The organism is Halomonas garicola (assembly GCF_031935715.1).
GTDB classification, from domain to species: Bacteria; Pseudomonadota; Gammaproteobacteria; order Pseudomonadales; family Halomonadaceae; genus Vreelandella; species Vreelandella garicola.
Genome location: NZ_JASSZF010000040.1, coordinates 1 through 22416, shown reverse-complemented (window position 1 = coordinate 22416; position 22416 = coordinate 1). Strand labels below are relative to the sequence as shown.

The 22416-nt window shown below is 65.9% G+C and carries 20 protein-coding genes and 1 pseudogene; 10 read left to right on the top strand and 11 right to left on the bottom strand.

Annotation, left to right across the window (positions count from 1 at the left end; genetic code table 11):
- The first annotated feature begins 130 nt into the window (after positions 1 to 130).
- Positions 131 to 1171 carry a Na+/H+ antiporter NhaC gene (nhaC, locus tag RS027_RS12190; protein ID WP_311957321.1) on the top strand — a complete coding sequence of 347 codons (1041 nt, stop codon included), beginning with the start codon at positions 131 to 133 and terminating at the stop codon, positions 1169 to 1171.
- A 28-nt stretch (positions 1172 to 1199) separates the two neighbouring features.
- Here nhaC and RS027_RS12185 read toward each other — a convergent pair whose 3' ends face one another.
- From RS027_RS12185 to argH, 7 genes are all read right to left on the bottom strand, one after another.
- Positions 1200 to 1940, bottom strand: coding sequence for an HAD family hydrolase (locus RS027_RS12185; RefSeq protein ID WP_311957319.1), 741 nt, complete (start codon positions 1938 to 1940; stop codon positions 1200 to 1202).
- Positions 1941 to 1951: 11 nt separating this feature from the next.
- Positions 1952 to 2854, bottom strand: coding sequence for a tyrosine recombinase XerC (locus tag RS027_RS12180; protein WP_311946396.1), 903 nt, complete (start codon positions 2852 to 2854; stop codon positions 1952 to 1954).
- A complete protein-coding gene (locus tag RS027_RS12175) occupies positions 2847 to 3557 on the bottom strand; it encodes a DUF484 family protein (RefSeq protein WP_311946394.1) in 711 nt (236 codons plus the stop codon). Before RS027_RS12175 ends, RS027_RS12180 begins: the two co-directional genes overlap by 8 nt.
- Before the next feature lie 81 nt (positions 3558 to 3638).
- Entirely contained in the window at positions 3639 to 4484 is an 846-nt protein-coding gene (gene dapF, locus RS027_RS12170; protein ID WP_311946391.1) for a diaminopimelate epimerase, read from the bottom strand.
- Positions 4484 to 5761: a diaminopimelate decarboxylase gene (gene lysA / locus RS027_RS12165; protein WP_311957318.1), complete on the bottom strand. Its 1278-nt coding sequence runs from the start codon at positions 5759 to 5761 to the stop codon at positions 4484 to 4486. Before lysA ends, dapF begins: the two co-directional genes overlap by 1 nt.
- A gap of 37 nt (positions 5762 to 5798) precedes the next feature.
- The gene (gene lptM / locus RS027_RS12160; protein ID WP_311946387.1) at positions 5799 to 5969 is read right to left on the bottom strand and encodes an LPS translocon maturation chaperone LptM; all 171 of its coding nucleotides are present in this window, start codon (positions 5967 to 5969) and stop codon (positions 5799 to 5801) included.
- A complete protein-coding gene (gene argH, locus RS027_RS12155) occupies positions 5969 to 7372 on the bottom strand; it encodes an argininosuccinate lyase (protein WP_311957316.1) in 1404 nt (467 codons plus the stop codon). Before argH ends, lptM begins: the two co-directional genes overlap by 1 nt.
- A 259-nt stretch (positions 7373 to 7631) precedes the next feature.
- On the opposite strand from argH, the gene hemC reads away from it, so the two are divergent.
- From hemC to RS027_RS12130, 5 genes are all read left to right on the top strand, one after another.
- The gene (gene hemC, locus RS027_RS12150) at positions 7632 to 8573 is read left to right on the top strand and encodes a hydroxymethylbilane synthase (RefSeq protein WP_311957314.1); all 942 of its coding nucleotides are present in this window, start codon (positions 7632 to 7634) and stop codon (positions 8571 to 8573) included.
- 2 nt (positions 8574 to 8575) lie between these two features.
- Positions 8576 to 9319 carry a uroporphyrinogen-III synthase gene (locus RS027_RS12145; RefSeq protein ID WP_311957312.1) on the top strand — a complete coding sequence of 248 codons (744 nt, stop codon included), beginning with the start codon at positions 8576 to 8578 and terminating at the stop codon, positions 9317 to 9319.
- A 46-nt stretch (positions 9320 to 9365) separates the two neighbouring features.
- A complete protein-coding gene (locus RS027_RS12140) occupies positions 9366 to 10676 on the top strand; it encodes a uroporphyrinogen-III C-methyltransferase (RefSeq protein ID WP_311957308.1) in 1311 nt (436 codons plus the stop codon).
- Positions 10673 to 11950 (top strand): heme biosynthesis HemY N-terminal domain-containing protein, encoded by a 1278-nt coding sequence (locus tag RS027_RS12135; protein ID WP_311957306.1) that lies wholly within the window; start codon positions 10673 to 10675, stop codon positions 11948 to 11950. The genes RS027_RS12140 and RS027_RS12135 overlap by 4 nt, the downstream gene beginning before the upstream one ends.
- 115 nt (positions 11951 to 12065) lie before the next feature.
- Positions 12066 to 13964: an FUSC family protein gene (locus RS027_RS12130; RefSeq protein WP_311957303.1), complete on the top strand. Its 1899-nt coding sequence runs from the start codon at positions 12066 to 12068 to the stop codon at positions 13962 to 13964.
- Here the strand turns inward: RS027_RS12130 and aroQ are convergent.
- The 3 genes from aroQ to RS027_RS12115 are packed head-to-tail and all read right to left on the bottom strand — an operon-like array spanning position 13961 to position 15233.
- On the bottom strand, positions 13961 to 14413 hold the full coding sequence (gene aroQ / locus RS027_RS12125; protein WP_311957302.1) for a type II 3-dehydroquinate dehydratase: 453 nt from the start codon (positions 14411 to 14413) through the stop codon (positions 13961 to 13963). The genes RS027_RS12130 and aroQ overlap by 4 nt on opposite strands.
- Positions 14414 to 14451: 38 nt before the next feature.
- The gene (locus RS027_RS12120) at positions 14452 to 14847 is read right to left on the bottom strand and encodes a fluoride efflux transporter FluC (RefSeq protein WP_311957301.1); all 396 of its coding nucleotides are present in this window, start codon (positions 14845 to 14847) and stop codon (positions 14452 to 14454) included.
- On the bottom strand, positions 14844 to 15233 hold the full coding sequence (locus RS027_RS12115) for a fluoride efflux transporter FluC (protein WP_311957299.1): 390 nt from the start codon (positions 15231 to 15233) through the stop codon (positions 14844 to 14846). The genes RS027_RS12120 and RS027_RS12115 overlap by 4 nt, the downstream gene beginning before the upstream one ends.
- Positions 15234 to 15836: 603 nt before the next feature.
- Between RS027_RS12115 and RS027_RS12110 the strand changes: the two genes are divergently transcribed.
- The 3 genes from RS027_RS12110 (at position 15837) to RS027_RS12100 (ending at position 21016) form a co-directional block, all read left to right on the top strand.
- Complete coding sequence (locus RS027_RS12110) at positions 15837 to 17180, top strand: sodium-dependent transporter (RefSeq protein ID WP_311957297.1); 1344 nt, start codon at positions 15837 to 15839, stop codon at positions 17178 to 17180.
- A 285-nt stretch (positions 17181 to 17465) separates the two neighbouring features.
- Complete coding sequence (locus RS027_RS12105) at positions 17466 to 19277, top strand: assimilatory sulfite reductase (NADPH) flavoprotein subunit (protein ID WP_311957295.1); 1812 nt, start codon at positions 17466 to 17468, stop codon at positions 19275 to 19277.
- Positions 19277 to 21016 carry an NADPH-dependent assimilatory sulfite reductase hemoprotein subunit gene (locus RS027_RS12100; RefSeq protein ID WP_311957294.1) on the top strand — a complete coding sequence of 580 codons (1740 nt, stop codon included), beginning with the start codon at positions 19277 to 19279 and terminating at the stop codon, positions 21014 to 21016. Before RS027_RS12105 ends, RS027_RS12100 begins: the two co-directional genes overlap by 1 nt.
- A 115-nt stretch (positions 21017 to 21131) precedes the next feature.
- Here the strand turns inward: RS027_RS12100 and RS027_RS12095 are convergent, their stop codons facing one another.
- On the bottom strand, positions 21132 to 22061 hold the full coding sequence (locus RS027_RS12095) for a Hint domain-containing protein (RefSeq protein WP_311957293.1): 930 nt from the start codon (positions 22059 to 22061) through the stop codon (positions 21132 to 21134).
- A 39-nt stretch (positions 22062 to 22100) separates the two neighbouring features.
- On the opposite strand from RS027_RS12095, the pseudogene RS027_RS12090 reads away from it, so the two are divergent.
- A pseudogene (locus RS027_RS12090) lies at positions 22101 to 22292 on the top strand (transposase); the annotation flags it as partial.
- Positions 22293 to 22416 lie beyond the last annotated feature (124 nt).

The following is a 22416-nucleotide window of genomic DNA, read 5'->3' as shown; positions in this document are numbered from 1 at the left end:
GGGAGCAGGTGCTCGATTCGCTCCCACTGATCATCGCGTAACTTCAACCGACTCATGGCCCACCAAAATCTATGAATACTAAATCAGTTTAAACGAAACTAATGATTGTTAACACACCCTAGCGACGGTCATTCTCTGCGCCATCACCTCGCTTGCCACCGGGACCTCCTGGGGCACGGCGGGCACCGCCGGCATTGCCATGGTCGGCGTGGGCGAAGGCCTGGGCATCCCCCTGCCGCTGGTTGTGGGGGCCGTTCTTTCGGGCGCCTACTTCGGCGACAAGCTGTCGCCGCTTTCCGACAGCACCGTGCTCACGGCGTCCATGTCCAAGGTCAACATCGTCGAGCACATCAAGTCACTGCTGTACGTCAGCATTCCGGCGCTTGTCATCAGCGGCATCGCCTTTACCGTGGTCGGGTTTAACTACACCTCGGAAAGCATCGACCTCAGCCGGGTGGACTCCATCATGGGTGCCATCAGCGACACCTTCAGCGTCAGCTGGATCATGCTCCTGCCGGCGGCTATCGTCATCGGCCTGCTGGCGATGAAAAAGCCGCCGGTGCCGACCATCGCCTTCGGCTCGCTGCTGGGCATCCTCTGGGCCTTTTTCTTCCAGGGCACCGACTTCATCACGGCGCTGGGCACCGCCTACGGCGGGTTCAACCTCGACTCGGGCAATACGTTCATGGATGACTTGCTCAACCGGGGCGGCATCACCAGCATGACCGGCTCGGTGATGGTGATCATCCTGGGTCTGGGTTTTGGCGGGTTGCTCAACTACACCGGCGTTCTGCAGGTGCTGGTGGACTCCTTCACGCGCTTTATCAATAACGTCGGCCAGCTGTCCGTCGCTACTCTCTTGACCGGCTTTTTCTCCAACGTCTTTGGCTGCGCCATGTATGTCTCGCTCATCCTCACGCCCAAGATCATGGAGAAGAACTACGACCGCCTGAAGGTCGACCGGCGCGTGCTCTCGCGCAACACCGAGGTGGGCGGCACGCTAACCTCGGGCATGGTGCCCTGGTCGGATAACGGCATCTTCATGGCGTCGATGTTCGGGGTGCCGGTGCTGCAATACCTGCCGTTTCTGTGGCTTAACTTTGCCGCCATCGGGCTCGTTATCCTCTACGGCTACACCAACACCTTTATCTGGCGCACCGACGAGGCGTAGGCGAAACCCGGCGCCCCGGTGGGCGCCGCTACTCCCGCTTCTCCAGCCATTGGAGCAGCTCGGGGAGCTCTTTCACGTGGCCGATGCGCTGTACGCCGGCGGGCAGCGGGCGGTCATGGCGCTCGGCGACCCAGGCGGCATGCATGCCCAGCTCTCGGGCGGGAAGGATGTCCTCTTCCCAGGAGTCGCCCACGTGCAGGGCGCGCGCGGGTGCGGCATCGAGGCGCGCAAGCGCGGTGAGAAACGCCGTGGTATCGGGCTTGGGGGCAAACATCTCCCCGGCAGCGATGGCCACGGGAAAATGATGCGCCAGCGGCTGGCGTGCCAGACGGATATTGCCGTTGGTAATCGCCGCCAGCCGGTAGCGCCGGCCCAGCGCTTCCAGCAGGGCGTCGGCTTCGGGGTGCGGGGTCACTTTCAGGCGCAGGCGGTGAAACTCGTTCATCGCCGCCGCCGCCCACATCAGCGCGGCGCTGCGGTTGAGCCCCCAGGCTTCCAGCTGCTCTTCCAGCGCGCGCAGGCGCAGCCAGGTAAAGTCCCCCCGGCGCTCGCGCACCTCCCGAGCCAGGCGCCGGCGGCGCTCGACGTAGTCCGCCAGGCCGTCTTCGTAGCCGGGCAGGCCCGGCTCCCAAGGCGGCTCGCCGCGCGCCTCGCGCCAGGCGGCAAGGCCCTCGCGCAGCCAGCGGTAATGGCCGTGCTCAGTGCGCTCCATCACGCCGGCGTTGTCCCAGAGAGTATCGTCCAGATCAAAGGTAATTGCGTGCAGCATGAGAAAGCCTCTTACTCCGAGTGGCGCCGCTTGGCGCGCGGGTGAGCGGCGTCGTAGCTTGCGGCCAGATGCTGCCAGTCGAGCCGAGTATAGACCTGGGTCGTGGACAGGTTGGCATGGCCGAGAAGCTCCTGCACCGCGCGCAGATCCTGGCTGGATTCCAGCAAATGGCTGGCGAAGGAATGGCGCAGCCGGTGCGGGTGAAGGTGCTCGGGCAGGCCCCGCTCAAGGGCGAGCTTCGCCAGGCGCTTTTGAATCGCCCGGTGGCCAAGGCGGGCGCCGCGCTGGCCGACGAACAGCGCCGGCTCGCCATCGCCGGCAAGCGCCTCGCGCGCCGGGTACCAGCTTGTCAGGGCCTCGGCGGCGCGCCGGCCCACCGGCATCTGCCGGGGCTTGCCGCCCTTGCCGATAACCCGCACCCGGGTAGCCGTCACGTCGGCAAGGTTCAGCGCGGCAAGCTCGGCCAGGCGCAGGCCGGCGGTGTAGAAAAGCTCCAGCATGGCCTGGTCGCGCCACCCGAGCGGCGTGTCGTCGTGGGGCGCATCCAGAAACTGCGCGAGCACGTCGACGTCCACCGGCCGCGGCAGGTGATCGGGCTGTTTGGGCGTGCGCAAAAGCGCCACCGGGTTATCGCTCAGCCAGCCTTCGGCGACGGCGTAGTCGCAAAACCGCGACAGCGCCGCCCGGCGGCGGGCCAGGCTGCGCGGCGCCAGGCCGCGGCTGCGCTCGGCCCCCAAAAACCCCCGGGCGAGCGGCGTATCCACGCGGCGGGCATCGTCAACGCCGCGCCGGGCGGCGAAGGTCGCAAAAGCCGCCAGATCGCGCCGGTAGGCGTCTACGGTGGCGGGGCTTGAATGCTGCCCCAGGGCGCCGAGAAACGCCTCGATCTGCCGGCCAAGAACGGCGTCACTCATGGGGCGCCAGCCGTAGCAGCAACCGCGCGACGACGTCGCCGAGGTATTCGGTGAACTGGGTATCCATGCTCGCCCGGTACTGCTCGGGGTCGGGGCTTGCCAGCAGCAGGTAGCCCAGCGTCTCCCCGGCAGCCAGCCGCGTCACCGCGCAAGAGCCGGGCTTTTGCGGTACCGGCGCGTGGGGCACCAGGCACTTCCAGTCGCTCAGGCCAAGCCTTGCGCAGCGGCTGGTGCGGCCGTCCAGCAGCGCGGCCAGCCGCGCGCCGGCGTGGTGGCTGAGCACTTGGCGCGGCGGCTGGGGCGGCGCGGCCTCCTGATCGCTGAGCTCAGGGGCGCACCACAGCGCCACCGCCGGCGTGGCAAAGCGTTCGCTCATTTGCGTCGCCAGCGCCTGGGCCAGGGCGTCGCGGTCCGGCGCCTCTACCAGCGCCAGCAGGGTATCGCGTAGCCGGCGATACTGGGCTTCGGTATGGCGGGCCGTGCCCAGCAGATGGTCAAGCCGGCCTTCGGCGGCTTCGGTCCGGGTGCGCAGGTCCAGCACCAGCCGCTCCAAAAGCGATACCGCGCCGTCGATATGCGGATGCGGCACCTTGAGCTGCTGCAAAAGCCCTTCGCGGCCGACAAAGAAGTCGGGATGGCGCGCCAGCCAGAATGCCACCTGGTCGGGGTCGAGCGTCTTGCGGGGTTCGGGGGCATCGGACATCGCCATACTCTCCTTAAAGGCCCTTCCTGGAAGGGCCTTTCCTGAAACGTGAAAGCCGCTGCCGCGGGCCCCGGTGCCGGCTCAGATCAGCGCCACGCGGCCGTCGAACACGCGTTCGGCGGGGCCCACCATGATCAGCGGTGCTTCGGGGCCGGGCCATTCCACGGTCAGCTCGCCGCCGGGCAGCGCGACCGTCACCGGGCTTTTCAGCAGCCCCTGGCGGATGCCGGTGGCCACCGCCGCGCAGGCGCCGGTGCCGCAGGCCAGGGTTTCGCCAACGCCGCGCTCGAACACCCGCAGGCGGATCCTGCCGGGGGCTACCACTTCCATGAACCCGACGTTGGTCTGGCGGGCAAAGCGCGAATGGTTGGCAACCAGCGGGCCAAGCCTTGCCACCGGCGCGCTTTTCGCCTCCGCCACCTGCAGCACCGCGTGGGGGTTGCCCACGGACACCACGCCCAGCTCAAGCGTCTCGCCGCCGCCCTCGAGGCCGACCTTGAGAGCGTGGAGCGGCCGGTCGCCATCGGCGTCGAAGGGCAGCGCCGCGGGGGTGAAGCGCGGCCGGCCCATGTCGACCCGCACCTGGCCGTCGTGCTGCACGGCAAGCGTCAGCGGCCCGCCGGCGGTTTCCACGCGGATCTCGCGCTTGTGGGTCAGCCGCTGGTCGCGCACGAAGCGGGCAAAGCAGCGCGCGCCGTTGCCGCAGTTTTCCACTTCGCGACCGTCGGCGTTGTAGATGCGGTAGCGGAAATCCATGTCGGGATCCCGGGGCGGCTCAACCGTCAGCAGCTGGTCAAAGCCGATGCCGAAGCGCCGCTCGGCCAGGGCACGCACCTGCTCGGCATGCAGGCGGGCGCGCTGGGTGACCAGGTCGACCATCATGAAGTCGTTGCCCAGCCCGTGCATCTTGGTGAAATGCAGCAGCATCAGCGCGGCGCCTCGTCGCCGGGCACAAGCGCCTCGCCGGCCCAGAGGTCCTCGAGCCGCTCGCGGCGGCGCACCAGGTGGCTGGCGTCGCCGTCGACCATGACCTCCGCCGGGCGCGGGCGGCTGTTGTAGTTCGACGCCATGACAAAACCGTAGGCCCCTGCTGAGCGCACCGCCAGCAGGTCCCCGGCGGCCACGGCAAGCTTGCGGTCCTTGCCGAGAAAATCGCCGGTTTCGCACACCGGGCCGACCACGTCGTACACCGCCGCCTCACGCGCTTGCCGGGTATCCACCGGCACAATGGCCTGCCAGGCTTCGTACAGCGCCGGGCGGATCAAGTCGTTCATGGCGGCGTCGACAATGGCGAAGTTCTTGCTTTCGCCGGGTTTCAAAAACTCCACCCGGGTGAGCAGCACGCCGGCGTTGGCGGCGATGGAGCGCCCCGGTTCGAACAGCAGCGGGAGGTTTTCCCCGCCCGGCCAGCTCGCCAGCCGCTCGAGCAGCGCCCGGACGTAGTTGGACGGGTGCGGCGGCGTTTCGTCGCGGTAGGTCACCCCCAGCCCGCCGCCAAGATCCAGGTGCTCAAGCTCGATGCCGCGCTCGCGCAGCCGCTCCATCAGCACCAGCAGCCGATCCAGCGCGTCCAGAAACGGTGCGGTTTCGGTGAGCTGGGAGCCGATGTGGCAGTCAAGCCCCACCACCTTCAGGTGCGGCAGGCCGGCGGCCAGGGCGTACACGTCCAGCGCCTCGTCCACGGGAATGCCGAACTTGTTGTCCTTGAGCCCGGTGGAGATATACGGGTGGGTGCCGGCGTCCACGTCGGGGTTGACCCTGAGCGAAACCGGCGCTGTCACCCCAAGCTTCCCGGCCACGGCGTTGAGCCGCTCAAGCTCCGGGCGCGACTCGACGTTGAAGCACTTGATGCCGACTTCCAGCGCGCGCCTAAGCTCTTCGGCCTGCTTGGCCACGCCGGAGAACACCACCTTGGCCGGGTCGCCGCCGGCCTTGAGCACGCGCTCGAGCTCGCCCACTGATACGATGTCGAACCCCGCGCCGAGCCGCGCCAGCACGTTAAGCACGGCGAGGTTGGAGTTGGCCTTCACCGCATAGCAGATCAGGTGCGGGTGGTCGCCCAGCGCCTCGGTATAGGCGCGGTAATGGCGCTCAAGCGTTGCCCGGGAGTACACGTAGCAGGGCGTGCCGACCTCGGCGGCAATCTGCGTAAGCGGCACGTCCTCGGCAAATAGCTCGCCGTCTCTGGGGTTAAAAAAATCCATGGATTCCTCTTGCTTGCCGGCAGCGCTCGGCCGGCTTTTATTCGCCCGGCTCAGCGGCGCTGCCCTGTTCGTCGGCTGCCGCCGCCGGCTCGGCTACGGATTTGTCAGCGTTTTCCGCCTCCGGCGGGTAAAGCGGCCCTTTCTGGCCGCAGCCGGCCAGCAGCGCAGCGGCCAATAGCGCAGCGGCTATGCCTCGGTAGCCGCCCATCACGGGGTTTCCCCGAGCGCGGCCAGGGCAGCGCGGGCCCGGGCGGCCGCGGCGCGCACCTGGTCCGGCGCGGTGCCGCCGATGTGGTTGCGCGCGGCCACCGAGCCTTCCAGGGTGAGCACCTCGAAAACGTCCTCGTCGATGGCGTCGGAGAAGCGCTTGAGCTCGTCCAGGCTCATTTCTGACAGATCCTTTTCCTGCTGCAGGCCGTAGGCCACCGACTGGCCGACGGTATCGTGGGCGTCGCGGAAGGCCACGCCCTTGCGCACCAGATAGTCGGCAAGGTCGGTGGCGGTAGAAAAGCCCTGGCGCGCGGCCTCGAACATGTGGGCCTTTTTCGGCTCGATGGCCGGCACCATGTCGGCGAAGGCTTTTACGCAGTCGAGCACCGTGGTTACGGTGTCGAAAAGCGGCTCCTTGTCTTCCTGGTTGTCCTTATTGTAGGCCAGCGGCTGGGACTTCATCAGCGTTAACAGGCTCAGCAGGTGGCCGTACACTCGGCCGGTCTTGCCGCGCACCAGCTCGGGCACGTCGGGGTTTTTCTTCTGCGGCATGATCGACGAGCCGGTGCAGAAACGGTCGGGCAGGTCGATAAAGTCGAACTGGGCGCTGCTCCACAGCACAAGCTCTTCGCTCATGCGCGACAGGTGCATCAGCAGCATGCTGGCAAAGCCGGTGAACTCGATGGCGAAGTCGCGATCGCTCACCGCGTCGAGCGAGTTTTCCGCCGGGCGGTCAAAGCCCAGCAGCTCGGCGGTCACATGGCGATCGATGGGATAGGTGGTCCCGGCAAGCGCGGCGGCGCCCAGCGGCAGCACGTTAATGCGCCGGCGGCAGTCGAGTAGGCGCTCGTGGTCCCGGGCGAGCATCTCCTGCCAGGCCAGCAAATGGTGGCCGAAGGTGACCGGCTGGGCGGTCTGCAGGTGGGTAAACCCGGGCATGATGGTGTCGGCCTGGCGGTCGGCAAGCGCAATCATGCCTTCGCGCAGGCGAACAAGCTCGGCGGCCACCTCGTCAACGGCGTCGCGCAGGAAAAGGCGGATGTCGGTAGCCACCTGGTCATTGCGCGAGCGCCCGGTGTGAAGCTTCTTGCCGGTCACGCCGATCTTGTCGGTGAGCCGCGCCTCGATGTTCATGTGCACGTCTTCCAGGGGCACCGACCAGTCGAACTCGCCGCGCTCGATTTCATCGCGAATCTCGTGGAGCCCGGTGATGATGGCGTCGCGCTCGTCGCCGCTCAGCACGCCCACCTGCGCCAGCATGGTGGCGTGGGCGATGGAGCCCCGAATATCCTGACGGGCCAGGCGCTGGTCAAAGCTGACGGAGGCGGTAAAGCGCTCGACGAAGGCGTCGGTGGGCTCGCTGAAGCGGCCGCCCCAGGACTGGTTGGTGGCTTGACTCATGACGGAAAACCCTTAGCTAGGCAGATGGAATCGCTCGACCGGACGCCGCAGCGCTCAAGGACGCCGCCAGCGTAGCCCACGGTCAAAAGCGTACTCTGCGCCGGTATAAAGTTTGCGTGTACCAATGGCTCGAAAGTGTACCAGAGTCGTCGCGGCCTCGCGCACGCCCCGGGGCGCGATTTTTCCTAACTGCTCAGGTGCTTTATGATACGCCTCATCATCGTTTATGCGGCCGCTCAACGGCCCAAGGGAGAATCACGTGCAATCGATTACCAAGCTGCGTATCGCGACGCGCAAAAGCCAACTGGCCATGTGGCAGGCCGAGCACGTGCGCGAGCGTCTGATCGCCACGTATCCGGAGCTGGATGTCGAGCTGGTGGCCATTTCCACCAAGGGCGACAAGATCATCGATACGCCGCTGGCCAAGATTGGCGGCAAGGGGCTCTTTGTCAAAGAGCTGGAAGAAGCCATGCTCGACGGCCGCGCCGACATCGCCGTGCACTCGATGAAAGACGTGCCCATGAGCTTTCCCGAGGGTCTGGGGCTGTCGGTGATTCTGGACGGCTCTGACCCCACCGACGCTTTTGTCTCCAACCACTATCAAGGCGTCGACGAACTGCCCGAGGGCGCCAAGGTCGGCACGGCCAGCCTGCGCCGCGGCCTGCAGCTGCGCGAGGCGCGTCCGGACCTGGAGATTCTCAACCTGCGCGGCAACGTTCAGACCCGCCTTGGCAAGCTCGACGACGGCGAATTCGACGCCATTATCCTGGCGACGTCGGGCCTGATCCGGCTGGGGCTCGAGGCGCGCATTGCCCAGGCGCTGCCGCCTGAGATCTGCCTGCCCGCCTGCGGTCAGGGGGCGCTGGGCATCGAATGCCGCCTGCACGACCCGGAAATGATCAGCCTGCTGACGCCGCTGGACGACCCCGACACCGCCACCCGGGTGCGCGCCGAGCGCGCCATGAACACCCGCCTGGACGGCGGCTGCCAGGTGCCCATCGGCGGCCATGCGATCCTCGACAAGGACGCCGAAACCCTGTGGCTGCGCGGCCTGGTGGGTAACCCGGAAGGCACCGAAGTGCTGCGCGCCGAAAGCCGGGGCTCCATGCACGAACCCGAAGCGCTGGGGATTCGCGTCGCCGAAGAGCTGCTTGAGCAGGGCGCCGGCGAAATTCTCGCCGACGTCTACGGCCGCCAGTAAACGTGCAGCCGGTATTGGTCACCCGCCCCGGCGAGCGCGGCGAAACGCTTGCCGCGACGCTGCGCGAAAGCGGCCATGCGGTGGAGATGCTGCCGATCATGGAGCTTGCCCCGCTCATCGAAACGCCCGGCCAGCGCAGCATTTGGCTGGATATCGACCAGTACGCCAAAATCATCGTGGTAAGCCCCTTTGCCGCCCACTGCCTGGCCGAGGCGCTGGATCGCTACTGGCCACAGCTACCCCTGGGCATCGACTACTACAGCGTCGGCTCGGCCACCGCCGAGGCGCTCCATGCCCGACTCGGCGTCCGCGTGCGCACACCGCCGCCCGACGCCCGCGAAGACACCAGCGAGGCGCTGTTGACGCTGCCCTCGCTACGCCGGCTGGACGGCGAAAAAGTCCTGCTGGTCGCCGGCGAAGGGGGACGCTTATTCATGACCCACACGCTGATGGAGCGCGGCGCCCGGGTCACCCGCAGCGAGATTTACCGCCGCGACTACGTGCTGCCGCCGGCCGCCTCCCGGGCGCGGCTCGAAGCCGGCGATTACCGGGCGCTGATCGTCACCAGCGGCGAAATGCTCCAACATCTGGCAACATGGTGCCCACAAGGCGCCTTGCACCAACCGCTAATCGTGTCCAGCCGGCGTTTGGCTACACTGGCTGAGACGCTGGGCTTTACCGCCACCACGGTGGCCTCGGGGGCCACACCGCCCGCACTGACCGCCGCGCTTGCGCGCGTTTCCTGACCGGGCGCCGATGTCGATCAAGGATCCTAACAAGGGCTAGCCACACATGAACCAACACGACAACGAGCGGAACGACGCGCCCAAGGCAGCCACGGACGCCAAGCGCGACGACACCGCTACCCAGAACGCCGCTTCCGCCGGCCAGGCATCCAGCGATACCGCCAAGGCCACCGGCAAGGGCAAGAACAAGGGTGGCGGCAAGCCGTCCCACGGCACCAGCAAGCCCTCGGGAAGCGAGGGCAAGTCCGCCAAAAACGGGGGCAAGCCCCCGGAAGGCGGAAGCAAACCTGCGCCGAACGGCAGCAGCGGGGGCAGTGGCGGGGCCAGCAAGGCTACGCTTGCCATCGTGCTCGCCGTGATCGTTGCCCTGGCGCTGGCGCTATTCGCCTGGCAGGGCTGGCAGCGGCTGGAAAAACAGCAGCAGCGGCTGGACACGCTGGCGACCCAGGCCGATGACAGCGCCTCCCAGCAGCGCGTTGACGAGCTGGAGTCGCGCCTTGACAGCGGCGAAAAGGACCGCGATCAGGCGCTCGACGATACGCTCGATTCGCTGCGCGGCGAGTTTTCCGACTACCGCCAGAGCGTCGACGAGACCCTCGACAAGGTGCTCACCCAGCTCTCCCGGGAGCAGGACACCGACGAGCGCGACTGGCTCCACGCCGAGGCCGCCTACCTGCTGCGTCTGGCCAACCAGCGCCTGCAGTTTGAAGGCGACGTGCAAGGCTCGGCTGCCCTGCTGCGCTCGGCCGATGCGCGCCTGAAAGACGCCGATAACCCCGCGCTGACCCCGGTACGCCGGCAGATCTCAAGCGAACTTGCCGAGTTGGACGCCGTGCCCAAGGTCGACAGCACCGGGCTTTATCTGGCGCTGGACGCCCAGCAGGAACGCATCCAAACCCTGCGCCTGGATCAGGACGTCGAGGCGCAAAAAGTCGAATCCGGCATGGAGGAGACGCCCACCGGCCCCTTCCAGCGCCAGCTCGCCCGCTTCGGCGACGAGCTCAAGGATCTAGTGGTCATTCGCCAGCACGACGAGGCGCTGGAAACGCTGATCACGCCCAAGCAGGAGTCCTACCTGCGCCAGAGCCTGCGGCTGATGGTCGAGCAGGCCCAGCTGGCGCTGCTCAAGCAGGAAGAGACGCTTTATACCGGCAGCATCGACGACGCCCTGGAGCTTCTCAACGCCTACTTCGATACCGAACGCGCCGACACGCAGAGCGTGATCAGCCGCCTCAAGGAGCTCAAGCAGAAGCAAATCACGCCTGAGCTGCCCGATATCAGCGGCTCTCAGCAGGCGCTTGCCGAATTCATCGACAAGCGTTTTGAAACGCGCCGTAGCGGCGGAGGTGAAGAATGAGAAAACTCATCCTGCTGATCGTTGCCGGGCTTGCCGTCGGCGCGCTGTTCGGCCATCTGATGATGTCGGTGCCCGGCTACTGGCTGATCCGCGTCGGCGACACCTCGGTGCAGACCTCGTTCTGGTTTGGCCTGGTGCTGCTGTTTGCCGCCTTTGTTGCGCTGCACTTCCTGCTGCGCCTGCTCGGCGGCATTCTGCGCCCGATGGGCCGCTTTCGCCGCTGGAGCGGCCGGGCGCGCAACCGCCGGGCCATGAAGCACACCGTGCAGGGCCTGGTGGCCCTCACCGAAGGGCGCTGGAAGAAGGCCGAAAAAACCCTCACTCACGCCGCCGCTGATTCCAGCACGCCGCTGGTCAACTATCTGTCGGCCGCGCTCGCCGCGCACTACCAGGGGCGCTACGAGAAATCCCAGGAGCACCTCAACCAGGCCCAGCTTTCCACCGAGGGCGCCGATGCCGCCATCGGCCTGATGCAGGCCCAGCTGATGATCGACCGCCAGCAGCCCGAAGAGGCACTGGCGATCCTCAACCGTCTGGATAAAAAGCTCGCCAACCATCCCCAGGTGCTCAAGATGCTCAAGCAGGTGCACCTGAGCGTCAACGACTGGGAGGGGCTTCGCCGCCTGATTCCGCGGCTGGCCCGGCAGAAGCTGATATCCGCCACCGAGCGCGAACAGCTGGAAAGCCGCGCCTACCGCGAGCTGATCATCTTTGAGGCCAAAAACCCCGGCGACATCGAGCGCGTGCGCAGCCTCTGGGCCGACATGCCCGACTACCTGCGCGCCAATACCGAGCTGGTCGTGCTGTACACCGAGGCCCTGGTCCAGGCCGGCGAAGACACCATCGCCGAACGCCTGCTCAGCCACTCCCTGGATCACCACTGGGATGCGCGGCTGGTCAAACGCTACGGGCTTCTTAACGTCGACGCCCGCCGCCAGCTGGCCAAGGCCGAAGGCTGGCTCAAGGAGCGTCCCAACGACCCCGAACTGCTGCTAGCCTGCGGGCGGCTGTCGCTGCGCACCGGCGCCTGGACCAAGGCCCAGGAATACTTCGAGGCCAGCCAGCGCCAGCGCCCCAGCGGCGTGGTCTGCGCCGAGCTTGCCCGTCTCTACTCAAGCCTCGGCGAGCACAACAAGAGCCAGCTCTACTACCGCCACAGCGTGGAAATGCTGGCCAAGTCGCTGCCGTCGCTGCCCCAGCCGAGCGACGCCCAGGATAAAGACGGCCTCGCCGACAAGGCCAAGGGCAAGGACAGCGGCAAAAAAAGCGCCTGATGCCGCCCCGCCGGCTTTTCTCCACGTATCTTGACGGGCGCCTGCGGGCGCCCTTTTACGTTCGGCCCCCTACGCCGTTCACCGCTTGCAACGCCAGACAACCGCCGTGCTCACCATGACCCGTACCGCCCAGGCCCTGGGCCTGACCCGCCAAACCGCCGTTTTCGGCGCCAGCACCGCCGCCATGGCGCTGGCCTCCTTTGCCATTGCCTCGCTTTTCCACCTGCCCAACGCCTTCTGGGCGCCCATGGCGGTGTGGATCGTGGCGCAGCCCTCCCGGGGGCTGCTGCTCGAGCGCGGCGTTTATCGCCTGCTGGGTACGCTTGCCGGCGCCGCGGTGGGGTTTGCGCTGCTGGCAGCCCCCCTGCCGCTGCCGCTGGCACTCGTCCTGCTTGCCGGCTGGGCCGGCGGCTGCGCGGCGATCACCCACCTTACCCGGGCCTCGTTCGGCTACGCAGCGCTCATGGCCGGCCTGACGGCAAGCGTGGTGCTGTTGCCAAGCCTCGCCGCCGGCAGCGGCAGCGCAGCTATTGCCATGGCGCGGGTGGTCTGCACGCTGATCGGCGTTGTCTGCGTGATGGCCATGGGCATGGTCCTGCTCCCCGCGCCGCCCCGGCGCGAGCTGCTCGACCGGGTCCGCGGCCTGGGCGGCGAGGCGCTCAGGCAGCTGGCCCGGGACGAGCCCCGGCCGGCAGACGATGAGCTGCTGCTGGCCCTGACTCGGCTTGAGCAGCAGCTGGCCTCCAGCCACGCCGGGCCGCTGCGGGGCTCCTCCGGGGCGCTGGTCAGCGGCGCCTTCGTTGCCGCCACGCTAAGCCTTTTGGCCATGGCCCGGATCACCGGCCGACGCCCGCTGCCGGCCACGCTCAAAGGCGCGCTGGAAAGCGCCGCTGATACCCTCGACAGGCCCGCCCGGCACGCAAGCGCCAGCGCGGCGCTCGAGCATGCCGCCGCTCAGGCCCTAACGTGCTCACCCCGGCTGGCGCGGCTGCTCGACCAGCTCGCCGATGCCGAAACCGCTGCCGCCGCCTGGCTCGAGAAGCACCCGTCGCGCCGCCCGCCCCGTATTACCCTGCCCACGCGCCGGGACACGCCTTCGGCGCTGATTGCCGGCGCTGCCGGCGGCGTGGTCACGCTGCTCGCCGGTCTGCTGGTGGCCTATTCGGGGTGGGACAACGCCTGGCTGCCGGCCATGGGGCTTTGCACCTTCACCATGGTGCTGTCGAGCATGGACGTACCCCAGGCGCTCGCCCCGCGCATGCTCCAGGGCATCATCGTCGGCGTCAGCCTGGCGGCGGCTTTTCGGCTGTGGCTGATGCCCCACGCCGAAGGGCTCGGGGATATCCTGCTGATGCTGGCCCCCTTTATGCTGTTCGGCGGCCTGGCCCGAGCCAGCAGTATCACCAAAGTGCCGGCGCTGGACGGCAACATGTGCTTCATGCTTGCCAGCCAGCCGTTTCTGCAGGCCTCCACCGCCCCGGGAAGCGTGCTTCAGGACGCCGGCTCGCTGATCGCCAGCATTGCTCTGGTGGCGCTGGCCTACCGGCTGCTGCCCCGGGACCCCGGGCGCCGCGCCGGCCACCTTGCGCGGCAGATGCTCCGCGATCTCGAGCGCCTGTGCGGCCGGCACAACAGCCCGCCCCCGGATGATGGCTGGTACGGGCGCATGTATCGCCGCCTGCTGCGCCTGATGATCCACGTGGGGCGGGCACAGGAATCCGGCAGCGCCGACCATGCCGGCACGCTGGGGGTTTTGAACCTGGCCGACGGCGTGATTGCGCTGCGCACGCTTTTACAAACCGCCACGCTCACCGAGGCCGAGCACCGCGCCGCCCGGCAGCTGCTGGAAGCGCTGCGCCGCCTCCGCCGGGCCCCTGACGACGTTGCCCGAGCGCTTGCCGACATGCCCCCGGACGCTAATAACCCCGCTCTGGCGGGCCTTGCTGCCCAGCTGCGCCATGCCTTTAATGACACCGCAGCCCTGCGCCGCCGGGCGCCAGCGCCTAGGGGCTAGGCGCTGGCGTATTCGGCTACCACGGCCTCCAGCGCGGCGTGATAGCCCTGGCTACCCAGCCCCGCGATCACGCCGTCGGCGCGCAACGAGACGTAAGAGTGCCGACGGAACGCCTCGCGCTTGTGCACGTTGGAAAGATGCACCTCGATCACCGTGCCGTTAAAGGCGTTGAGCGCGTCGAGTATCGCCACCGAGGTGTGGGTATAGGCCGCCGGGTTGATGATAATGGCGGCGGTACCGTCGGTGCGGGCCGCCTGAATGGCGTCAATCAACTCACCTTCGTGATTGCTTTGCCGGCAGACAATCGCCACGCCGCCCGCCTCGGCTCGGCGCTCAAGCGCCCGGTTCACATCAACCAGGGTCTCGCTGCCGTAAATTTCCGGCTGCCGGGTGCCCAGCAGATTGAGGTTGGGCCCGTGCAGCACCAGTACTTTCAAGGATTGCGCCACGCTTGGCATGTGCTCGTTTCCTCTGTTGATCGATGATGTCATTCGGGGTAGTCGCCCCCGGCAAGCCACTGCCCGACGCGCGCGGCGGCCAGCCAGCCGACGATGCTGGCCGCCACGTAGCCCGCGGCCAGGGCCGGCTGCTGGCGCTGCCAGAGCATCACCGCCTCAACGCTGAACAGCGAAAAGGTGGTAAAGCCGCCGCAAACGCCCACCGTCCAGAAGCCGTGCCAGCGGGCAAGGCGGCCGCAGGGGGAGTGTGCCGCCCGTGTCGAGTACCAGGCAATCAGCCCGGAGCCAGCCAGATTGGCCCCCAGCGTGCCTGCCCAAAAGGCCGGTCCCATTAGCGTGGCAGCCGCGATCGCCACCAGGTAGCGCAGCCCGGCGCCCAAGGCGCTGCCCAAAGCGACGGCCGAGTAAAACCGTAGTAGCATCATCCGCTACCCCCCACCGCCGTTAGCGCATAGCCAACCGCGGCAAGCGCCACGCCGCCGATAACGCTCAGCGCCATGTACGCCGCGGCCGCTCCCCGCCGCGGCTTTTGCCACAGGCCCAGCGTCTGCAGGGCAAGCGATGACACCGTGGACAGCCCGCCCAGCACCCCGGAGGCGGCAAACGCCCAGGCAAGGCCCAGCTCCCCACCATTAGCCACGGCGCCGGCAAAAGCCCCCAGCGCCAGCGCCGCCGCATAGTTGGCGCCAAGGGTGCCCCAGGGCAGAGCATTCCCCCAGCGCTGCGCGCCGGCCCTGGTGGCAAAGGCACGCAGCACGCCGCCCAGGGCGCCCCCCGCCATGACCGCGGCCAGGGCCGTGATGCTGAACATAGCGTCTCCTCAGGCCGTTCAAGCCCCAGGCCTGTCTTTTACCGACAGGTTATCCACAGGATAAAACAGCCGTTATATTTTGTTGATAACTTCGTGTACAAGCCGCCGGGGCCCGCGATGATGCCGGAATGGCGGTTTTTCAGCCAAGATAGCGCCGTGCCGATCAGATTTGTACAACCCGGCGGAAAAGCCGCTTACACGGGCTTTCCACGCAGGTTCACCTGCCGGGCGCGGCGTGCTGCCGTCTTGACAGCGGGCTTTTCAGCGGTTATTAGGCGCCCTATCGAGCAGGGGCAGCCTGTGGATAGTTCAGGGGACAACCTCTGCCCGCTTTGTGCACAAGGCGCTAAAACGGCGTTTCAACGCGCTTTTACAGCGCTCGGCTGGCACCCGCCGCACTGATCGGATAAATTGCACGGACGTTCGGTAAAAACGCTGGCACGGTGGCGCCGGATATTCGGCGCGTTTGGCGTGCCCGGCATTTCGAAACGATGCGTACGCGCATCCATCCGGCCATCATTGCGATAACACGCTGATAACCGCAATGACATCATTCCATGGCACCCACTCAATTACTATAACGCACTGAATAACAGGTGATGTATGGCAAAACTTGCTCACGCACAGTGGTCATCGCGCATGACCTTTGTGCTTGCGGCTGCGGGATCGGCCGTGGGCCTCGGGAACATTTGGCGCTTCTCTTACATGGTGGGGGAAAACGGCGGCGCGGCTTTTGTGCTGGTCTATCTGGCCTGCGTGGCGCTGGTCGGCCTGCCGATACTGGTCGCGGAATGGATGATCGGCCGCCGCGGGCAGAAAAACCCCATCGACACCATGGCCGACCAGGCGCGCCAGAACGGCCAGCCCAAAGCCTGGCTGGGAATCGGCATCAGCGGCGTGCTCGCCGCCTTTTTGATCCTCTCGTTTTACAGCGTGATCGGCGGCTGGTCGCTCAACTATACCCTGGGCTCGGTCATCGGCAGCTTCAGCGGCGGGGATTCCGATCAGATCGGCGCGCTGTTCAACGGCATGCTGGCAAGCCCCGGCACGCTTCTGCTGTGGCACACCGCCTTCATGGCGCTGGTCGTCGCCATCGTTGCCCGAGGCGTGACCAAGGGGCTTGAAAGCGCGGTGCGCTCGATGATGCCGGCGCTGGTGATCCTCATGCTGATACTGGCCGGCTACGGCATGACCACCGGCCACTTCGGCGAAGCCCTGGCGTTCATGTTCCGCCCGGAATGGAGCGCGCTGGACGGCGGCGTGGTACTGGCCGCCATGGGGCAGGCGTTTTTCACCCTGTCGCTGGGCATGGGCATCATGATGGCCTACGGCTCCTACCTGGGCAAAGACGTCAACCTGATCAGCACCGCACGCACGGTGATTATTCTCGATACCGTGATTGCGCTGCTCGCGGGGCTTGCCATCTTCCCCATCGTCTTTGCCAACGGGCTGAGCCCGGGCGAAGGGCCGGGGCTGATCTTTGTCACCCTGCCGCTGGCGTTCGGCAACATGGCCGGCGGCACCATCCTCGGTCTGATCTTCTTTTTGCTGCTGACCTTTGCCGCGCTGACCTCGGCGATCTCGCTTCTCGAGCCCACGGTGGAGATGCTCGAAGAGCGCACCGCTCTGAGCCGGGTACCCGCCACGCTGATCGGCGGCGTTGCCGTATGGCTTCTGGGCGTAGCCGCGCTGCTGTCGTTCAACGTCTGGTCCGAGGTTAGCCTGCTGGGCCTGAACATCTTCGACTTCCTCGATACGCTGACGGCGAAGTTCCTGCTGCCGCTGACCGGGCTTGGCTCCATTGTGTTCGCCGGCTGGTGCCTGAACCGCAAAAGCGTGGAGCAAGAGCTGGGGCTTTCCGCCACCGGCGTAACCGCCTGGAACGTCATCGCCCGGGTCATCGCCCCCATCGGCGTCGTGGTGGTGTTTGTCACCGGCCTGATGTAACCCGGCACTCGACCAGGGCGCTAGAGACCAAAGCCCCGGCCAGCTTAAGCTGGCCGGGGCTTTTTATGCGCGAACTTCCCCCTGAAACCTCTCCCGCCCCCTTGTTTGATCAGGAAATGCCTCTCGCTTTTAAAAGCATCGCGCTTTGTTATAACAATAACATATAAAAAATATGACGATTGATATCCCAAAACAATATCAATGTTTTTACAAAGGCCCGTCTGCCGGATGGTAGCTTAGAACAAACGTTAACCCCGCTGACCGTGTTCTATAAAAAATCGTTCTATGAAAATCGACCCGAGTAATTCCCCGCTATCGGCCGATCAGGCCAGCGGCCTGAACCGCCTGATGGAAACCCTGGCGCCTCACCAGTTCGACTGGCTGGCCGGCTTTATCGCCGGGCATCAGGCGGCTCAGGCCGGCGCGCCGAGCAGTGCCGCGGCTACCCAGAGCGCCGGCGAGGCGAGCCCGGAAGGCCCGTCGCTCACCGTGCTGTACGGCTCGCAAACCGGCAACGGCGAAGGCCTGGCCGAAACCCTGGGCGAGCAGGCCAACGCCCTGGGCATCGATGCCCGGGTGCTGGACATGGCCGACTACAAGCCGCGCCAGCTGAAAAGCGAATCCTTCGTCGCCGTCATCACCTCGACCCACGGCGAGGGCGAGCCGCCGGACAACGCCCTGGACCTTTACGAGTTTATCCACGGCCGCAAGGCGCCCTCGCTCAAGCACCTCAAGTACGGCGTGCTGGCGCTGGGCGACACCAGCTACGAGCACTACTGCCAGACCGGCAAGGACTTCGACGCCGCCTTTGCCAAGCTCGGCGCCACCGCGCTTGTCGAGCGCGCCGACTGCGACGTCGACTACGACGACGCGGCCGACGCCTGGATCGCCAACCTGCTCGAGCAGCTGCAGCACGAAGCCGGCGCCTCGGGCGTGCCCACCGCCACCAGCCTCGGTGCCGCCCCGGCGGCGGAGGCCACGACCTACACCCGCCGCTATCCGTTCATGGCCGAAGTGCTCGACAACCAGAACCTCAACGGCCGCGGCTCCAGCAAGGAGACCCGCCACGTCGAGTTCTCTCTGGAAGACTCGGGGCTTAGCTATCAGCCCGGGGATTCGCTGGGGCTCTACCCGCAGAACGACCCGGCGCTGGTCGCCGCGATCATCGAGTCGCTTAAGCTCGACCCCGACGCTGCGGTCACCGCCGGCGACATCGACACCACGCTTGCCGGGGCGCTCAAGCATCACCGCGAACTGACGCTTTTGACCCGCCCGGTGGTGGAAAAGTGGGCCGAGCTTTCCGGCAATAAGGCCCTCGCCGAGCGCCTGAGCGACAACAAGGCGCTCACCGAATGGCTCTACGGCCGCGACGTGCTCGATCTCATCGAAGGTTCGCCGGCCGCGGGCATCGACGCCCAGACGCTCATCGACACCCTGCGCAAGCTGCCGCCGCGGCTTTACTCCATCGCCTCAAGCCAGTCCGCGGTGGACGACGAGGTCCACCTGACCGTAGCCGCCGTGCGCTATGAAAACGGCGGCCGCCAGCGCGGCGGCGTGGCCTCTACCTGGCTCACCGACCGCCTCGCCGACGATACCGCCGTGCCGGTTTACATCGAGGCCAACAAGCACTTTCGCCTGCCCGAAGACGACGCCGCGCCGATGATTATGGTTGGCCCGGGCACCGGCATCGCGCCGTTTCGCGCCTTCATGCAGGAGCGCGAGGAGCGCGAAGCCGAAGGCAACAACTGGCTGTTGTTCGGCGACCGCCACTTCCACTCCGACTTTCTCTACCAGAGCGAGTGGCTGGCCTGGCGCCGCCAGGGCGTGGTTGACCGCATCGACGTGGCCTTCTCCCGGGACCAGGGGGAAAAGGTCTACGTCCAGCAGCGCCTGCGCGAAAACGCCGATGAGGTCTGGCGCTGGCTGGAGCGCGGCGCCCACCTCTACGTCTGCGGCGACGCCGAGCGCATGGCCCCCGACGTTCATCAGGCACTGCTTGACGTGATCATGGACGCCGGCGGCAAAAACCTCGAAGACGCCACCGACTACCTGCGGGAGCTAACCCGCCAGAAACGCTACCAGCGGGATATCTACTAATGAGCCATACGTTACCCGAAGCCGAAATCATCAAGCGCGAAAGCAACTACCTTCGCGGCACCATCGCCGAGGGGCTGGGCGACCTGGCCACCGGCGCGATTGCGGACAGCGACAACAAGCTGACCAAGTTCCACGGCACCTACCAGCAGGACGACCGCGACCTGCGCGACGAGCGCCGCCGCCAGCGCCTGGAGCCGCTGCACATGTTCATGGTGCGCCTGCGCCTGCCCGGCGGCGTGCTGAGCCCCGACCAGTGGCTGGGGCTGGATCAGATCGCCGACGACTGCGCCAACCACACCCTGCGCCTGACCACCCGCCAAACGTTCCAGTTTCACGGCGTGTTCAAGCACAGGATGCGGCCGCTGATGCAGGCGATCAGCGCGCTGGGGCTCGACACCAGGGGCGCCTGCGGCGACGTCAACCGTAACGTGGTGTCCAACGTCAACCCGCACCAGTCCCAGGTACACGCCGACATTCACCGCTACTCCGTCGCGATCAGCGAGCGGCTGAAATGGCGCTCCAACGCCTACGCCGAGATCTGGCTGGGCGAAGAGCGGGTGGAAGCCCGGGGCGAAGACCAGCCGGGTCAAGCAGAAAAGGCAGATGAAAAGGAAGAGGAGCCGTTCTACGGCCACTTTTACCTGCCGCGCAAGTTCAAGATTGCGCTGGCCGTACCGCCGGAAAACGACGCCGACGTGCTGTCCAACGACATCGCCCTGATTGCCATTGTCGAAGACGGCGAGCTCAAGGGCTTCAACGTCGGCGTGGGCGGCGGCATGGGCATGACCTACGGCAACGAAGCCACCCACCCGCGTCTGGCCGACGTCGCCGGCTACGTTCCCGCCGACCAGGTGGTCGACGCCTGCGAGGCCATCGCCGCCGTTCAGCGCGACCACGGCTGCCGCACCGAGCGCACCCACGCGCGCTTCAAGTACACCATCGCCGACCACGGCGTTGCGTGGTTCCTCGAGCGCTTTGCCGACTACCACGGCGCGCCCATGGAAGCCGTGCGCGACTACGTCTTCACCCACAACGGCGACCGCTTCGGCTGGGTCGAGGGCGAAAACGGCAACCAGCACCTGACCCTTGCCATCCAAAGCGGGCGCATCGCCGACTTTGACGACGGCTACCGGCTACGCACCGCCCTGCGCGAGATCGCCCGGGTGCACAGCGGCGAGTTTCGCATTACCTGCAACCAGAACCTGATCATCGCCAACGTCGCCCCGGAGCAAAAGGCCGAGATCCAGACGCTGGTCGACCACTACGGGCTGGACGACGGCAGCCGGAGCACGCCCCTGGCGCGCAACGCCATGTCCTGCGTGGCTTTTCCCACCTGCGCGCTGGCCATGGCCGAGTCCGAGCGCTACCTGCCGTCGCTGACGGCTAAGCTTGACGCGCTGATGGACACACACGGCCTTGCCGACACGCCGATCAACGTGCGCGTGACCGGCTGTCCCAACGGCTGCGCCCGGCCCTACCTCGCCGAAATCGGCCTCACTGGCAAGGCGCTGGGCAAATACAACCTCTTTCTCGGCGGCGACGCGCGCGGCGAACGCATGAACCGCCTCTACCGCGAAAACATCGACGAAGCCACTATCCTCGAGCTAATCGACCCCATGCTCGAGCGCTTTGCTGCCGAGCGTAACGACGGCGAAGGCTTTGGCGACTTTCTCATTCGCGTCGAACTCGTCGACGCCGGGCGCGACCCCGAGGTGTTCCACAGAGCCTACGCGGTCTAGCGCCACATCTACTCCGTCAACGAAAACGCCCCGCCGGTGAATCACCGACGGGGCGTTTTTATCTTGCTCAAGGATCGGGCTTAGCTACCCCGAGCCTTGTGATGGCACGGCGAACTTAAGCGATCTTCGCGGTAATGCTCGTTTCCTGGATGCCCAGGCGCTCGCGCACGGCGAGGGGCAGCAGGCGGCGCGAAGAGATGCGGTGGTGGGGCATCTCTACCACGGTTCTTTCGATGCCGTAGAGCTCGACGTACTCGCCATGGTTGTCAAACGCCTGACGATCCACATAGTCGATATAGGTCTCGGCTTCGGCGCCGTTGGCCAGGATCACTTCGTGACCTTCCGTTTCGATGTGGTAATAGGTCGAGGTCTCGGCCAGTTCGCTTTGCGGCACGTAGTCAATGGTATCGTTATTCACCAGCACCGCAGCGTTGATGACCAGGCCATCAATGATCATTCCGTGGTTGGCCGTCACAGTGAGATCACGGTTTGGCACGCCTTCGGCGAGGGCATCCTTCTGAATACGCACCGGCCGGTGGTTATCGGCAAGCAGGTTGGCGAGCGCCTTATTACGAACGGTCTGCCTGCCGACCCACTTGACCTTCACCGAGGCGCCGCTGTCGGTCAGGATCTCATCGCCGATGGACAGGTCCTCAACGGCGACCTCTCCTTGCGGCGTGGCAATCATGGTACCGGCCGCGAAACAGATAGAACTCTCTATGCCGTCTATTGCTGCCTCGACTTCAGAATCATTTCTGATATCCGGATAGTTATTGTCGAGATAGTTTTTGATTTTATCTACGGTTTCCTGAATTCTATAGTTTACATCGTCGCGCTCAGGCGTACCTAGTTCAGTATCCTTATGGGCATCGGGTATCATATCTTGTATTTCTCCCAATGTCTTTACCGTCTCGGGCTGCCCCTCCCCCTCGTCGAATTTTATTTCCAGGAAGTCATTCCACTCACCGTCGAGCTTTTCCTGATAATCATTAGGGTCTGTTGACGTTTCATGGCAGGGGTATTGGCAGGATAGGGGCAAGCTCACAGAATAAAGGTTCCTAAGCCAACAAACTGCAAGCCTGCCATGCCCCGACAAATGCTCACGGATGAACACTGGCCGAAGCTGAAATCTATCCTGCTTCAACAAGGTATTTATGACAAGACCGATCTGCGTACCACGGTGGAAGGCATCCTTTATCGGATGCGAACCGGCTGCCCGTGGCGGGACCTACCGGAGGCGTTTGGCCCCTGGAACACGGTCTACAAGCGCTTCAACGCTGAGGAATCCCCATGAAATGGGTAATAAAATCAGCATGATAGGATTGAAAAAGCCTGCATGAGTCATGCATGTTGTGAGTTACGACACACAACAACATGCGAAGGAGACCCATGCAGGCCCC